At 71.7% G+C, this 13,845-nt stretch carries 14 protein-coding genes; 9 read left to right on the forward strand and 5 right to left on the reverse strand.

The features are described 5' to 3' along the window. Window positions 1-28: 28 nt before the first annotated feature. Both ACI791_RS00410 and ACI791_RS00415 read left to right on the forward strand, forming a co-directional pair. Window positions 29-1,810, forward strand: coding sequence for a DEDD exonuclease domain-containing protein (locus tag ACI791_RS00410; protein ID WP_456584233.1), 1,782 nt, complete (start codon window positions 29-31; stop codon window positions 1,808-1,810). Further along, complete coding sequence (locus ACI791_RS00415) at window positions 1,807-2,094, forward strand: Lrp/AsnC family transcriptional regulator (protein WP_456584234.1); 288 nt, start codon at window positions 1,807-1,809, stop codon at window positions 2,092-2,094. The genes ACI791_RS00410 and ACI791_RS00415 overlap by 4 nt, the downstream gene beginning before the upstream one ends. Before the next feature lie 50 nt (window positions 2,095-2,144). On the opposite strand, the gene trpD is transcribed toward ACI791_RS00415, so the two are convergent. Both trpD and ACI791_RS00425 read right to left on the reverse strand, forming a co-directional pair. Then, the gene (gene trpD / locus ACI791_RS00420) at window positions 2,145-3,188 is read right to left on the reverse strand and encodes an anthranilate phosphoribosyltransferase (RefSeq protein ID WP_456584235.1); all 1,044 of its coding nucleotides are present in this window, start codon (window positions 3,186-3,188) and stop codon (window positions 2,145-2,147) included. Between the two features lie 26 nt (window positions 3,189-3,214). Further along, window positions 3,215-3,643: a hypothetical protein gene (locus ACI791_RS00425; RefSeq protein WP_347060217.1), complete on the reverse strand. Its 429-nt coding sequence runs from the start codon at window positions 3,641-3,643 to the stop codon at window positions 3,215-3,217. 123 nt (window positions 3,644-3,766) lie between these two features. Here ACI791_RS00425 and ctaE point away from each other — a divergent pair, with 123 nt between their 5' ends. From ctaE to qcrB, 4 genes are all read left to right on the forward strand, one after another. Beyond that, on the forward strand, window positions 3,767-4,396 hold the full coding sequence (gene ctaE, locus ACI791_RS00430) for an aa3-type cytochrome oxidase subunit III (RefSeq protein ID WP_456584803.1): 630 nt from the start codon (window positions 3,767-3,769) through the stop codon (window positions 4,394-4,396). Window positions 4,397-4,403: 7 nt separating this feature from the next. Then, window positions 4,404-5,246: a cytochrome bc1 complex diheme cytochrome c subunit gene (qcrC, locus tag ACI791_RS00435; protein WP_347060216.1), complete on the forward strand. Its 843-nt coding sequence runs from the start codon at window positions 4,404-4,406 to the stop codon at window positions 5,244-5,246. Window positions 5,247-5,319: 73 nt separating this feature from the next. After that, window positions 5,320-6,432, forward strand: a complete 1,113-nt coding sequence (gene qcrA, locus ACI791_RS00440) for a cytochrome bc1 complex Rieske iron-sulfur subunit (RefSeq protein WP_456584236.1) — start codon at window positions 5,320-5,322, stop codon at window positions 6,430-6,432. Further along, window positions 6,432-8,114 carry a cytochrome bc1 complex cytochrome b subunit gene (qcrB, locus tag ACI791_RS00445; protein ID WP_456584237.1) on the forward strand — a complete coding sequence of 561 codons (1,683 nt, stop codon included), beginning with the start codon at window positions 6,432-6,434 and terminating at the stop codon, window positions 8,112-8,114. Before qcrA ends, qcrB begins: the two co-directional genes overlap by 1 nt. An 864-nt stretch (window positions 8,115-8,978) precedes the next feature. On the opposite strand, the gene ACI791_RS00450 is transcribed toward qcrB, so the two are convergent. Then, complete coding sequence (locus tag ACI791_RS00450; protein ID WP_456584238.1) at window positions 8,979-9,383, reverse strand: cytochrome c oxidase subunit 4; 405 nt, start codon at window positions 9,381-9,383, stop codon at window positions 8,979-8,981. Between the two features lie 51 nt (window positions 9,384-9,434). Then, on the reverse strand, window positions 9,435-10,334 hold the full coding sequence (gene ctaC, locus ACI791_RS00455; RefSeq protein WP_456584239.1) for an aa3-type cytochrome oxidase subunit II: 900 nt from the start codon (window positions 10,332-10,334) through the stop codon (window positions 9,435-9,437). Between the two features lie 296 nt (window positions 10,335-10,630). Between ctaC and ACI791_RS00460 the strand changes: the two genes are divergently transcribed. Genes ACI791_RS00460 through asnB form a run of 3 tightly spaced genes read left to right on the forward strand, consistent with a single transcriptional unit; the run spans window position 10,631 to window position 13,324 of the window. Beyond that, window positions 10,631-10,996: a metalloprotease gene (locus ACI791_RS00460; protein ID WP_456584240.1), complete on the forward strand. Its 366-nt coding sequence runs from the start codon at window positions 10,631-10,633 to the stop codon at window positions 10,994-10,996. Then, window positions 10,986-11,342 (forward strand): DUF3817 domain-containing protein, encoded by a 357-nt coding sequence (locus ACI791_RS00465; protein WP_456584241.1) that lies wholly within the window; start codon window positions 10,986-10,988, stop codon window positions 11,340-11,342. Before ACI791_RS00460 ends, ACI791_RS00465 begins: the two co-directional genes overlap by 11 nt. Before the next feature lie 50 nt (window positions 11,343-11,392). After that, window positions 11,393-13,324 carry an asparagine synthase (glutamine-hydrolyzing) gene (gene asnB, locus ACI791_RS00470; RefSeq protein WP_456584242.1) on the forward strand — a complete coding sequence of 644 codons (1,932 nt, stop codon included), beginning with the start codon at window positions 11,393-11,395 and terminating at the stop codon, window positions 13,322-13,324. A 106-nt stretch (window positions 13,325-13,430) separates the two neighbouring features. On the opposite strand, the gene ACI791_RS00475 is transcribed toward asnB, so the two are convergent. Next, window positions 13,431-13,778: a HesB/IscA family protein gene (locus ACI791_RS00475; RefSeq protein ID WP_284490907.1), complete on the reverse strand. Its 348-nt coding sequence runs from the start codon at window positions 13,776-13,778 to the stop codon at window positions 13,431-13,433. Window positions 13,779-13,845 lie beyond the last annotated feature (67 nt).

Consider the following 13,845-nt stretch of genomic DNA (forward strand, 5'->3'; position numbering starts at 1 on the left):
GTCAGCACCCCGCCCTAGCGTCCGCCCCGTGCCACCGGTTCCCGCTCCACCGCGCTACCAGCAGGTCACGATCGCCGACGTCGGGACGCCGTTGGCGCAGGTGACCTTCGTCGTCGTCGACCTCGAGACCACCGGCGGGTCCCCGAAGGACAGCGCGATCACCGAGATCGGCGCGGTGAAGATCCGCGGCGGCCAGGTGCTCGGCGAGTTCCAGACGCTGGTCGACCCCGGCCACGAGATCCCGCCCTACATCAGCGTGCTCACCGGGATCACGTCCACGATGGTCGCGGCGGCGCCGCGGATCGGGGCCGTCCTCCCGGCCTTCCTGGAGTTCACCCGCGACGCGGTGCTCGTCGCGCACAACGCCCCGTTCGACCTGGGGTTCCTCAAGGCGGCGTGCGCCGAGAACGGGCTGGCCTGGCCCGCCGCGGCGTCGGTCGACACCGCCGTCCTGGCCCGGCGGCTGCTCAGCCGCGACGAGGTGCCCAACTGCAAGCTGGCCACCCTGGCCCCGTACTTCTCGGCCACCACCTCGCCCACCCACCGCGCGCTCGACGACGCCCGCGCGACGGTGGACGTGCTCCACGGCCTGTTCGAGCGGCTCGGGCCACTGGGCGTCACCACCCTCGAGGAACTCACCGGCCTGACGCGCACGGTCGACCCGGAGCGTCGGCGCAAGCGGCACCTGGCCGACGGCGTACCGCACGGTCCGGGCGTCTACCTCTTCCGCGGCCCCCGGGAGGAGCCGCTCTACGTCGGCACCTCCACCGACCTGCGCAGCCGGGTCCGCAGCTACTTCACCTCCGGCGAGCAGCGCAGCCGGATCACCGAGATGGTCTCCCTGGCGCAGCGGGTGGACTCGATCCCCTGCGCGCACGGGCTCGAGGCGGCGGTCCGCGAGCTCCGGCTGATCGCCCGGCACAAGCCGCGGTACAACCGCCGCTCGCGGTTCCCCGAGCGGGCGCTGTGGGTGCGCCTCACCGAGGAGCCGTTCCCCCGGCTGTCGGTCGTGCGCAGGGTCCGCCCGGACGCGGGGGTCTTCCTCGGCCCGTTCCCGGACCGGCGGGCCGCCGACGCCGCCGTGGCGGCCGTGCACGACGCGCTGCCGCTGCGGCAGTGCACCGCCCGGCTGTCCCCGCGGACGCCGGTCAACGCCTGCGCGCTGGCCGACATGGGTCGCTGCGGCGCCCCCTGCACCGGCGCCCAGTCGGTGCCCGAGTACGCCGACGTCGCCGCCGTCTTCGCCGCCGCGGTGGCCTCCGACCCGCGCCCCCTGCTCGCGCCGCTGCTGGAGCGGGTGGACCGGTTGGCGGCCGAGGAGCGGTACGAGGACGCCGCCGTCCTGCGGGACCGGGTCGCCGTGCTGATCCGCGCCATCCGCCGCAGGCAGCGCCTCCAGTCCCTGGCCGCGGTGCCCGAACTGGTGCTCGCCCGTCCCGACGGCGATGCCGGCTGGGAGCTGTCGGTGATCCGGCTGGGGCGGCTGGCGGCGGCCGGCAACGCCCCGCGGGGCACCACGGTCCGCAGCGTCCTCTCCGGCCTCCTGGCGACGGCGGAGACCGTCAGCGGGGCCGACGGGGAGGAGGCCACGTCGGTCGACGAGACCGAACTCGTCCTGCGCTGGCTGGAGAAGCCCGGCACCCGGCTCGTGCAGCTCACCGGCACGCTGGCCAGTCCTGCGCCCGGCACCGGGGCCTACAGCGGCTTCCTGGCCCGCGTGGACACCGGTCGTGACGCCCGCGACCCGTTCGCCGACGGCCGGTCGCTCGGCACCCGCGCGCGGCCCGAGCGGATAGCATCGCCGGCGTGATCACCGCCATCGTGATGATCGACGCCGCCACCGACTCGATCGCCGAGGTCGCGCAGGCCGTCGCCGAGCTCGACGGGGTCAGCGAGGTCTACTCCGTCGCCGGCGAGGCCGACCTGATCGCGATCGTCCGCGTCCGGGAGTTCGAGCAGGTGGCCGAGGTCATCGCCGGCCGCATCAACAAGGTGCCGGGCGTGGTCGACACCGACACCCACATCGCGTTCCGCGCCTACTCGCGGCACGACCTGGAGGCGGCGTTCTCCATCGGCTTCGACACCGTCGACTGAAGACCTCCTCCTACCGGCAGCAGGGGGCGATCGGGTCGGGACGGCCCTGGTCAGTCGCGGGGCGGGGCGACCGCGCGGCTGACGGCCACCCAGCGGTCCAGCAGCGCCGCCGCCCGGCCGTCGTCGACGGCGGCCGCGGCCTGCCCCAGCCCCGCTGCCAGCCCGTCGTGCAGCCGGGACGGCTGCTCGTCGAAGGCGACCAGGGCGGCGGCGGCGTTGAGCAGCACGGCGTCGCGAACCGGGCCCCGCTCGCCGTCCACCACGCGGCGGAAGACATCGGCGTTCGCGCGGGCGTCCCCGCCCCGCAGGGCGTCCGGTCCCGGCGCCGCGATGCCCAGCATCGACGGATCGACCCGGTCGGCCACCACCGTGCCGTCACGGACGACCCAGACCGCCGACGTCGTGGCGGTGGTGAGCTCGTCGAGCCCGTCGTCGCCGCGGAAGACCAGCGCCCGGCTCCCGCGGGCTGCCAGCACCTCGGCGAGCACGGGGGCCATGCGCTGGTTCGCGCAGCCGATGGCCGCCGCGACCGGGCGCGCGGGGTTGGTGAGCGGCCCGAGGAAGTTGAAGACCGTGCCGATGCCCATCTCCCGCCGGGGCGCGGCGGCGTGCCGCATGCCGGGGTGGAAGACCGGCGCGAAGAAGAACCCGATGCCGGCCTCGCGGACGCACCGGGCCACTGCCTGAGCCGGGAGGTCGATGACGAGGCCGAGCGCCTCGAGCACGTCGGCGGCACCCGACGAGGACGACGCCGCGCGGTTGCCGTGCTTGGCCACCGGCGCACCTGCCGCCGCCGTGACCACCGCGGCCATCGTGGAGATGTTGACGGTGTGCGCGCCGTCGCCCCCGGTGCCGACGATGTCCACGCAGTCCAGCGGCAGCTCCACCGGCGTGGCCTGGGCGAGCATCTCGGCGGCGAGGCCGGCGACCTCCTGGGGCGACTCCCCCTTCGCCCGCAGGGCGACCGTGAACCCCGCCACCTGCGCCGACGTCGCCTCGCCGGTCATCACCTCGCGCATCGCCCAGCTGGTGTCCTCCGCGGAGAGGTCCTGGCCGGCGAGCAGACGGTTGAGCAGCCCGGGCCAGGTCGGCACGGCGGACGACGGCGGCACCGACCGGCTCACCGGCTCGCCGCGGGACGCTGGGCGTGGGCACGGAGCAGGTCGGCGACCACGCCAGGGGCGACCAGCGGGTCGACCGGCTGGGCGAGGATGCCCTCGGCGCGCGACCAGTGGGCCAGCCAGCGGTCCGGCTGCCGGGCGACGAGCAGGCACACGGCGGGCCGGTCGGCGACCTCGACCTCTAGCTGCCGGGCCAGCGCCATGCCGCCGGTGGGCTGCGCCTCGGCGTCGAGGACGCACAGATCGATCCCGCCCGCATCGACGGCGGCCACGACCTCGTCGCCGGTCGAGCACTCCAGCCACGTGAGCGGACCCACATCGGCGGCCGGGCGGCGGCCCACCGCCGTCCTGACCGCCTCGCGCACCTCCCCGCGGTGGCTGTAGACGAGGACGGTGGCCGGTGCGGCGGGCTTCTCGGCGGCACTCACGCGGCCGAGACTAGTGCCCGGCGGCGTCAGCGCAGGCCAGCGGCGTGCGTCGGTATCGGACTGGTCACGTCGGCGCCACACCCACCGCACCCGCGGTCGTGACGGGGGGCTGCCGATGCCATGATGGGCCCCGTGACAACGGCCCCCGTGGCGAGCAGCACCTTCGACACCTCTCGGGTGCACTCGCTGACCCGACCGAACATGGTCAGCGTCGGCACGATCATCTGGCTCGCCAGCGAGCTGATGTTCTTCGCCGGCCTGTTCGCCATGTATTTCACCGCGCGAGCCCGGGCTGGCGCCGAGCTGGGCTGGCCGCCCGAGCCGACCGAGCTCAACCTGCCCTACGCCACGTTCTTCACCGTGATCCTGGTGCTCTCGTCGGTGACCTGTCAGTTCGGCGTCTTCGCGGCGGAGAACGGGAACGTCTACGGGCTCCGTCGCTGGTTCACCATCACCTTCGTGATGGGCCTGGTCTTCGTGCTGGCGCAGGCGAACGAGTACCGGGTCCTGGTGGTCGACCACGGCACGACGATCTCGTCGTCGACGTACGGCTCGGTCTTCTACCTCACGACGGGCTTCCACGCACTGCACGTCATCGGCGGGCTCATCGCCTTCGTCTACGTGCTCATCCGGTCCACCATGGGCCGCTTCACGCCGGCACAGGCGACCTCGGCCATCGTGGTCTCCTACTACTGGCACTTCGTCGACGTCGTGTGGGTCGGGCTCTTCGCCACGATCTACCTGATCCGCTAGGGAACCGGTGTCCACCACGAACCCGCACTCCGACACCCCGCTCGACGACGCCGGCACCCCCGTGGACCGGGCCCGTGCACGGCGTCGCTCCAAGCACCGCCGCCGCCTGGCCAACGTCGCCGGGCTGATGGCCTCGCTGGTCCTGACCGGCGCCCTGTACTCGGTGTTCGCACCGGCGCAGGCCGCCGACGAGACCACCAGCGAGTCCGCGGCCGAGGCGGCCGGGCGCGAGCTCTACGAGCGCAGCTGCATCTCCTGCCACGGCGAGAACCTGGAGGGCGTCCCGAACCGGGGCCCCTCGCTCATCGGCGTCGGCGAGGCGTCGGTCTACTTCCAGGTGCACACCGGCCGCATGCCGCTGGTGCGCCAGGAGGCCGACGCACCCGACAAGCCGGCGGTCTTCTCCGACGAGGAGATCGACCAGCTCATGGCCTACGTGCAGGCGAACGGCGGTGGGCCCACCCTGCCGTCGGGCAACCTGCGCGACGGCGAGCTGGCCGAGGGGGGCGAGCTCTTCCGGCTCAACTGCGCGTCCTGCCACAACTTCGTCGGCGAGGGCGGCGCCCTGTCCTCCGGCAAGGCGGCCCCCAGCCTCGACGGCGCCACCGACCTCGAGATCTACACGGCCATGCTGACCGGCCCGGCGAACATGCCGGTCTTCGGGGACAACCAGCTGACCCCCGACGAGAAGCGCTCGATCATCGCCTACGTCCAGACCGTCACGGACATGGCCGATCCCGGTGGCGCCGGCATCGGCCGCCTGGGGCCGGTCGCGGAAGGCCTGGTCCTCTGGGTGGTCGGCGTCAGCGCACTCATGTTCGGCATCTTCTGGATGGGCAGCAAGGCGTGAACGAGCGCGCGAGCTCGCCGTCCGCCAGAGCACCTTTGGGAACGCTGACGACGTCCGTCAGCGAGGAGGCAGCGTGACCACGCACGACACCCGCCCCGGCTCGTCCGGCGGCGCGGACACCCCCGGCCCGCTGCACGGCGGCCCGGACGAGGACTACACCCCCGAGCAGCTCGCCAGCATGAGCCGCGAGGACCTGGACCGCCTCGGCGCCCGGTACGACGGGGTGGAGATCCTCCACGTCGACCCGGCCCCGGAGCCGGGATCCCGGCTGGAGCGGCGGGCGGTGCGCCAGGTCGGCCTGGCCTTCACGCTGGCCGGCGTCTTCGCCTTCCTGTTCCTGGTCGTCTACGCCGGCTCCGGCTGGTTCCTGCCCGACTGGAACTGGGCCGAGGCAGGCACCACCTGGAGCGCCCTGTTCACCCCGCTGCTGGGGCTGTTCATGGGTCTGTCGCTGACGATGGTCGGCGTCGGTCTGGTGCTCTACACCAAGAAACTGCTGCCGCACGAGACGGCGGTCCAGGACAAGCACGACGGCTCGCACTTCGACCGCGTCACCACCGGCGCGACCCTGGTGGGCGGCTACCACAACAGCGGCCTCCCCCGGCGCAAGCTGATCACCCGGTCGCTGGGCTTCATGGGCGCCGGCGTCGGCATCATGCTCCTGGCTCCCCTGGGCGGTCTCATCAAGAACCCCAACACGGGCAACCCGCTCGGCCGCACCTCGTGGGCCGAGGGCGTCCGCCTGGTGCGGGACGACGGCAGCCCGATCCGCCCCGGCGACCAGGAGCCCGGCTCGCTGGAGAAGGTCTTCCCGGCCGTGCCCGGTGGCAACCTGCAGTCCGACGCCGGGACGATGCTCATCCGCCTGCGCCCCGAGCAGGTCGAGATGGACCGGCCGCGCGAGGGCCAGGCCGACTTCGCTTACGGCGACTACGTCGCCTACTCGCTGATCTGCACGCACGCCGGCTGCCCGGTGGCGCTCTACGAGCAGGAGACCAGCCGCCTGCTGTGTCCCTGTCACCAGTCGCAGTTCGACGTCACGCAGGGCGCCAAGCCGGTCTTCGGCCCGGCCACCCGATCGCTGCCGCAGCTCCCGATCACTGTCGATGACGAGGGCTTCTTCGTCGCACGCAGTGACTACATTGAAGCTGTCGGCCCCACTTACTGGAACCGGGAGCGCATCTGATGGCTGCTACCGCCACTCTCCCGGGAGCACCCACCTCCCGGCTCGGCAAGGCCGCTACCGAGTTCGACGACCGGATGATCGTCGCCGGTCCCGTCCGGCGCACCCTCAACAAGGTCTTCCCCGACCACTGGTCCTTCCTGCTCGGCGAGATCGCGCTCTACTCCTTCGTGATCCTGCTGCTGTCGGGCACGTACCTGACCTTCTTCTTCGACGCGACCTTGACCGAAGTCGTGTACGAGGGGTCCTACGACCCGCTGCGCGGAACGGAGATGTCGGCGGCCTACGCGTCCACGCTGGACCTCTCCTTCGACGTCCGCGGAGGCCTGTTCATGCGGCAGCTGCACCACTGGGCGGCGCTGCTGTTCGTCGCGTCCATCGTGGTCCACCTGCTGCGCATCTTCTTCACCGGCGCTTTCCGCCGGCCGCGGGAGAGCAACTGGCTCATCGGTGTGGTCATGCTCGTGCTCGCGCTGCTCATGGGTGTCACCGGCTACACCCTCCCCGATGACCTGCTGTCGGGGACCGGGCTCCGCATCATCAGCGCGATCCTGCTGTCCATCCCGGTCATCGGGACGTGGCTGCACTTCGCGATCTTCAACGGCGACTTCGTGGGCACGGAGATCATCGGGCGCTTCTACATCGCCCACGTGCTGATCTTCCCGGCGATCCTGCTCGCGTTGATCGCCGTGCACCTGCTCGTCCTGGTCAAGCAGAAGCACACGCAGTTCGCCGGCCCTGGGCGGACCGAGCACAACGTGGTGGGCAACCGGCTGTTCCCCACGTTCGCCGCGAAGGCGACCGGCCTGCTCTTCATCGTGTTCGGTGTCTGCGCCGCGCTGGCCGGCCTGGCCCAGATCAACCCGGTCTGGCTCTGGGGCCCGTACAACCCGGCCCAGGTGTCGACGTTCTCCCAGCCCGACTGGTACATCCTCTTCCTCGACGGCTCGACGCGTATCTTCCCCGCCTGGGACATCAACCTCCCCGGCGACTACACGATCCCGGCGCTGTTCTGGCCGACGGTCGTGGTGGCCGGTGCGATGTTCACGGTGCTCGCGCTGTACCCGATGATCGAGCGCAAGCTCACGGGTGACACGGCGTCGCACCACCTGCTGCAGCGTCCCCGGGACGTCCCCGTGCGGACCTCGCTCGGGGTGATGGCGCTGACCTTCTACCTGGTGCTGGCCATCTCGGGCGCGAACGACGTCCTCGCCGACAAGTTCGACCTCAGCCTGAACGCCATGATCTGGGTCGGACGCATCGGGGTGATCGTGTTGCCGGCAATCGCCTACGTGGTCACGTACCGCATCTGCCTCGGTCTGCAGCAGCACGACCGCGAGGTGCTCGAGCACGGCATCGAGACCGGTGTCATCCGCCGGCTGCCCAATGGTGAGTTCATCGAGGTGCACCAGCCCCTCGGACCGGTCGACGAGCACGGTCACGGCCAGCTGGCCTACGGCGGCGCTCCGGTGCCGAAGCGGATGAACCAGGTGGGCGGCTCCCGGCGCGCCATCCGCGGGTTCTTCTCACCCGTCGAGGAGCCGTCCGCAGTGGAGCTGGAGCAGCGGGGCGAGGAGCGCGGCCTCTCCGCCGCCGACTCCGACCGGCAGCTCACGTCCTCGGGTCGTCCGTCCGAGGGCGGTCGCCCGTCCGATGGTGGTCGCCCGCAGGACCCGCGCGACTGATCAGCACGGCACGAAGGGCCCCGGTGGACTCCGCCGGGGCCCTTCGCCGTTCAAGGCGGCGGATCGTCCGTTGCGAGGTATCGGCGCGCAGCCTCCGACGACCGAACTCCCTCCGGTGGCCCACCGACCACCGACGAGGAATCCAGGTGCGGGCCGCCTGGCCTGCTGCGCACGCACACGTCCGGAAGGTGCTCCCCGAGTTCGACGGTGCCGGATCCCTCCCAGCCGGCGGTCCGCCCCCCGGGTTCCAGTGCGTGCAGGCGGCCCCCTCGTCGGGCCTGACCGGGTGAAGGCCCCCTGCGGCCCGGCTGGAGCGCCGCCGGCGCACGGGGGCGGCCTCCGGCGTTGCCCGCGCCGTTCCTGCCCCCAGAACGCCACGAGGGCGCGCACGGCAGCCACCGGACCTGCCGCCCGCCCCCAGGCCGTCCACCACCGGCGCCGCGGCGGGCCTTCCACGCCCGCACCCCCACGGCTGCGGGTCTCGGGGACGTCAGAGGCCAGGACGGCGGTCCGGGGGCCGGGCGGCGCGGCGCCGGCTCCGCGCCAGGTGCCAGGGGGCCATGTCGCCAACTGCGAGCCGTGGGCAGGTGCCGCTCGGACCGGCTGTCGTCCCGCGGCGGCCGCCGCTGCATTCGCACCGGTTGGACGGGCCGAGGGGCCGGCGCTCCGTCAGCCGCTCCTCATGACGGCCCGGCCTGGGCGATGAGCACAGGAGGTGTCACCGCAGCGCGATGGCGCCCCGGCGGACCGTCCACTGCGGCTGCGGTCCCCCGAGACCCTCCCGCACCGCACCGTTACCCCACCGACGACGAGGGTCCCCTCCGCCTGGTTGGCGGAAGGGACCCTCGTCGCGCGCGTGGGACGTCAGCTCTGCTGGGCGTTCTGCCCCACGTAGTACTCGAACAGCAGGCCACCGACGGCGATGAGCACCGCGGCCGTGGCGAGCAGGATCAGCCAGAGGTACCAGAAGGCCACCCCGAGCCCCATGAGGCCGGCGGCCGCAGCGAGCGTGACGGGCCAGTAGCTGGCCGGGCTGAAGAAGCCCAGCTCGCCGGCGCCGTCGGCGATCTCGGCGTCCTTGCGGTCCTCCGGGCGGGGGTCGATCCGGCGCGACACGAACCAGAAGAAGCCACCGATGAGGAGCATGAGCCCGCCCGAGAGCGCGAGCGCCGTGGTGCCGATGGGCTCGCGCGACCAGAAGCCGTAGACCGCCGCGGCCACGACGCAGAACACCGCGATCAGATTGAAGATCAGTGCCTCGACCTTCACGGCCGTGCCTCCTCGTACGTGTGTCGGGTCCGGTTACCGGAACGGAAGAGGTCAGTCACCGGCCTGCAACTGGTCCTCGGCCTTGTCCTGGATGAGGTCCAGCGGGGTCGTCGTACCCGCGTCCCCGGGCTGCCCGATCGCCTCGAGCGCGTCGTAGGTGCTCAGCCCGGACTCACGGGCTGCCAGGTAGTCGTCGTACTCGTCGCCGGTGACCGCCCGCACCTCGAAGTTCATGTAGGCGTGGTACGTGCCGCACAGCTCGGCGCAGCGGCCGACGTAGGCACCCTCCTCGCGGACGGTCACCTCGAAGACGTTGTCCCGGCCGTTCTCGTTGCCGGGGATGACGTCCAGCTTGAAGAGGAACTCCGGCACCCAGAACGAGTGGATGACGTCGGCGGAGGCGAGCTCGAACCGGAGGGTGCGATCGGTGGGCACCACGAGGATCGGGATCTCCGCGCTGGTGCCGACGGTGTTCACCGGCTCGCCGTTGCCGTCCGAGGTCTCGGGGTAGACGAACTGCCAGTTCCACTTGAAGGCGTTGACGGCGATGACCTCGTCGGGGTCCGTGCTGGTGCCCCGCACCTGGTTCTGCGTCACCACGGTGAAGAAGAACAGAGCGGAGATGATGATGAACGGGATGATCGTGTAGACGATCTCCAGCGGCAGGTTGTAGGCGGTCTGCCGGGGCAGCTCGTCGCCCCTCTTGCGATGGCGGATCACCGAGTAGGCGATGAGAGCCCACACCGCCAGGCCGATGATCAGGGCCGCGTAGGTGGACCAGATCCACAGCTCCCGCATCGCCTCGGCCTCGTCGGTGATGCCCTCGGGCCAGCCCCACCGGACGAAGTTGTGCTCCCACCATTCGCTGTTGCCGAGCTCGCATCCGGTGAGGGTGAGCACCCCCAGGAGACCGAGCGCGGCCAGCCGCGCGAGCCTGCTGCCTCGAGCCACTGCTCGCTGCCTCCTCGTCCTCCGCCCGACGTCCGGGCGGTCCTCCCAACGGGTCCTCCACCGGTCCTCGGCAGAGTGCATCCACGCCGAAGTCAGTGTGGGCCGAGCGTAGCCGACCCGCCTCAGGGGCCGACCACCGGAGACGGCCGGGCGGGTTGGGAGCTTGCCTCCGAGCGGGCAGCCGGGTTCCGCTCCCCCACGCGCCGGTCGCGCACCGCCCGGCGCCTCCCCTCCCCCGTCGACGGCTCCCCGTCGTCCGAGCCGGCGCCGCCGGGGCGGCGGTTAGAGTCGGTGTCGTGTTCTCCCGGTTGCTGACCCCGAAATGGGTGCTCCTGCACCTGCTGGTGGTCGCCCTGTTCGTCGCCACCTTCTTCCTCGGTTACTGGCAGCTGTCCAAGGCCGAGGCCGGCGGCGGCGCGGTCAACTGGAGCTACGCCCTGCAGTGGCCCCTCTACGGCTTCATGGGTCTGTGGTTCTACGTCCGGATGGTGCGGGTCGAGCTGCACCGCGACCCCGACGAGGACCAGCCGGGCAACGCGGTCGTGCTGTACCAGCGGCCGCGCATCGACACCACCGGCGACCCCGACCTCGCCGCCTACAACGCCTACCTCGCCGAGCTCAACGAGCGGGCACTGGGACAACGGAGCAGCAATGGCCGCTGAACGGACCGCCGCCACCACCGGGCGTGGCGACGAGCGCAGCATCGGTGCTGCCCTGCAGCGCTACCGGGCGATGGCGTGGGTCGTCGGTGTGCTCCTCATCGCGCTCATCTTCGTCGCGGTGCCGCTGAACCACCTCGCCGGCATCGGCGGGCCGTCGGAGGTGCTCGGCACCGCGCACGGCTTCCTCTACGGGCTCTTCCTCCTGGCGACCGTCGACCTCGCCCTGCGCGCCCGCTGGACGCTCAAGGGCACCGCCCTGACGCTGCTGGCCGGCACCGTTCCCGTGCTCTCCTTCTTCGCCGAGCGCAATGCCACCAGGAAGACCCGCGCCGGCGAGCGCGTCTGACCCTCCCGGCCCCCGGCCGCCCTCCCCCGACCCCCGGAGTCCCGCGCCTCATGTGTGGCCTGCTCGCCTACTTCTCCACCGACGCCCCGCGCGTCGACGACAGTGTCGTCTCCGACGTCCGGGGTGCGCTGCACTGCTTGCGGCACCGGGGGCCGGACGAGAACGAGGTCTGGCACGACGACCGCGTCGTCTACGGCTTCAACCGGCTGTCGTTCATCGACATCGAGAACAGCCACCAGCCCATGCCGTACGCCGACGGCCGGTACCGGATCGTCTTCAACGGCGAGATCTACAACTACCTGGAGCTGCGCGCCGAACTCGCCGCCGCCGGCGCCACCTTCGCCACCGAGGGCGACACCGAGGCGATCGTGGCCGGCTACCACGTGTGGGGCGAGCAGGTCGTCACCCGCCTCCGCGGGATGTTCGCCTTCGTCATCTGGGACAGCGAGACCCGTACCGTCTTCGGGGCGCGCGACCCCTTCGGCATCAAGCCGCTGTTCACCACCCGCCTGGCCGACGGCGCGATCGCCTTCTCGTCGGAGAAGAAGGCCCTGCTGGAGATGCTCGGCGGCAGCACGGCCGCCGGCGGCGTGGACCCCGCCTCGCTGCAGCACTACCTGACGCTGCAGTACGTGCCCGAGCCGGCGACCCTGCACCGCGGCATCCGGCGCATCGAGAGCGGCACCAGCTTCACCGTCTCCGGCGGCGAGCTCACCACCACCCGCTACTTCCACCCGACCTTCCCGGTCCGGCCGGTGGCGAAGGACGAGCGGCAGCCGCTCTACGACCGGATCGCCGAGGTGCTCGACGACTCGGTGCGGATGCACATGCGGGCCGACGTGACCGTCGGGTCATTCCTCTCCGGTGGCATCGACTCCACGGCCATCGCCGCCCTGGCCAAGCGCTACAACCCCGACCTGATGACCTTCACGGTCGGCTTCGAGCGGCAGGGCTTCTCCGAGATCGACGTCGCGGCCGAGTCCGCGGCCGCGATCGGGGTGGAGCACATCACCAAGGTGGTGACGGCCGAGGAGTTCGCCGAGTCGATCCCCCTCGTCGTCTGGTACCTCGACGACCCGGTGGCCGACCCGGCGCTCGTGCCGCTGTACTTCGTGGCGCGAGAGGCCCGCAAGCACGTGAAGGTCGTGCTCTCCGGGGAGGGCGCCGACGAGCTCTTCGGCGGCTACAACATCTACCGCGAACCCCTCTCGCTGGCGGCCTTCGAGCGGCTGCCGCAGGGCATCCGGCGCGCCCTGGGCACCCTGTCGACGAAGCTGCCCGACGGCATGCGCGGCAAGGACCTGCTGCGTCGCGGGGCCATTCCGCTCGAGCAGCGGTACTACGGCAACGCGCGGATCTTCCGCGACGAGGAGCTGACCTTCCTCGAGAAGCGGGACCCGGACCTGTCGCACGTCGCCGTCACCCGGGAGCTCTACGAGCGCACGCGGGCGGCCGGGTACGACGACGTGACGGCGATGCAGTACGTAGACCTGTTCACCTGGCTGCGCGGCGACATCCTGGTCAAGGCCGACAAGATGACCATGGCGAACTCGCTGGAGCTGCGGGTGCCGTTCCTCGACCCCGAGGTGTTCCGGGTGGCCTCCACGATCCCGGTCGACCAGCGGGTCACCAAGGAGACGACCAAGTTCGCCCTGCGTCGCGCCCTGGAGCAGATCGTGCCGCCGCACGTGCTGAACCGGCGCAAGCTCGGCTTCCCCGTGCCCACCCGGCACTGGCTCGCGGAGGACCTGCACGACTGGGCCCGGCAGACCATCGAGGAGAGCCGGACCGACGAGTGGCTGGACAAGCAGCAGGTGCTGGCCATGCTCACCGCGCACCGGCAGAACCAGCGGGCCGGCTCGCCGGTCGACCACTCCCGCAAGCTGTGGACCCTGCTGGTCTTCATGGTCTGGCACGGCATCTTCGTCGAGGAGCGGATCACGCCCGAGATCCCGGCGACGGTCTACCCGGTCAGGCTCTAGGAACGACGACGGCCCGGTCTCCGAGGAGACCGGGCCGCCGTCGCGCAAGGCCCCGTCCAGAGCCTCGCCCCGAGTATGCGAGGGGTGAGGAGGACGGGGTCCTCCCTCAGTTGAAGGAGTCGCCGCAGGCGCAGGAGCCCTGCGCGTTGGGGTTGTCGATCGTGAAGCCCTGCTTCTCGATGGTGTCGACGAAGTCGATGACCGCGCCACCCAGGTACGGGCCGCTCATCCGGTCGACGATGACCTCGACGCCGTCGAAGTCGTAGGTCTGGTCACCGTCGAGGAACCGCTCGTCGAAGAAGAGCTGGTACCGCAGGCCGGAACAGCCACCGGGCTGGACGGCGATGCGCAGCCGCAGGTCGTCGCGGCCCTCCTGGTCCAGCAGCGCCTTGACCTTGGCGGCCGCGGGGTCGCTCAGCACGACGCCGGTGGCCGTGGTGTCCTGCACCGTCATATTCCTCTGTCCTCTCCCTCCGGGGTGTCCGCGTAGGCGGTCCTACCGCGGACGAACGCCGTCGGAA

It is taken from the genome of Blastococcus sp. SYSU DS0973, from assembly GCF_054051055.1.

Excerpts from the sequence above, each read along its gene's own strand:
- ctaE (WP_456584803.1), top strand. The coding sequence starts at position 3,767 with ATGGGCCCCGTGACAACGGCCCCCGTGGCGAGCAGCACCTTCGACACC.
- qcrB (WP_456584237.1), top strand. The coding sequence starts at position 6,432 with ATGGCTGCTACCGCCACTCTCCCGGGAGCACCCACCTCCCGGCTCGGC.
- ACI791_RS00465 (WP_456584241.1), top strand. The coding sequence starts at position 10,986 with ATGGCCGCTGAACGGACCGCCGCCACCACCGGGCGTGGCGACGAGCGC.
- asnB (WP_456584242.1), top strand. The coding sequence starts at position 11,393 with ATGTGTGGCCTGCTCGCCTACTTCTCCACCGACGCCCCGCGCGTCGAC.
- ACI791_RS00475 (WP_284490907.1), bottom strand. The coding sequence starts at position 13,778 with ATGACGGTGCAGGACACCACGGCCACCGGCGTCGTGCTGAGCGACCCC.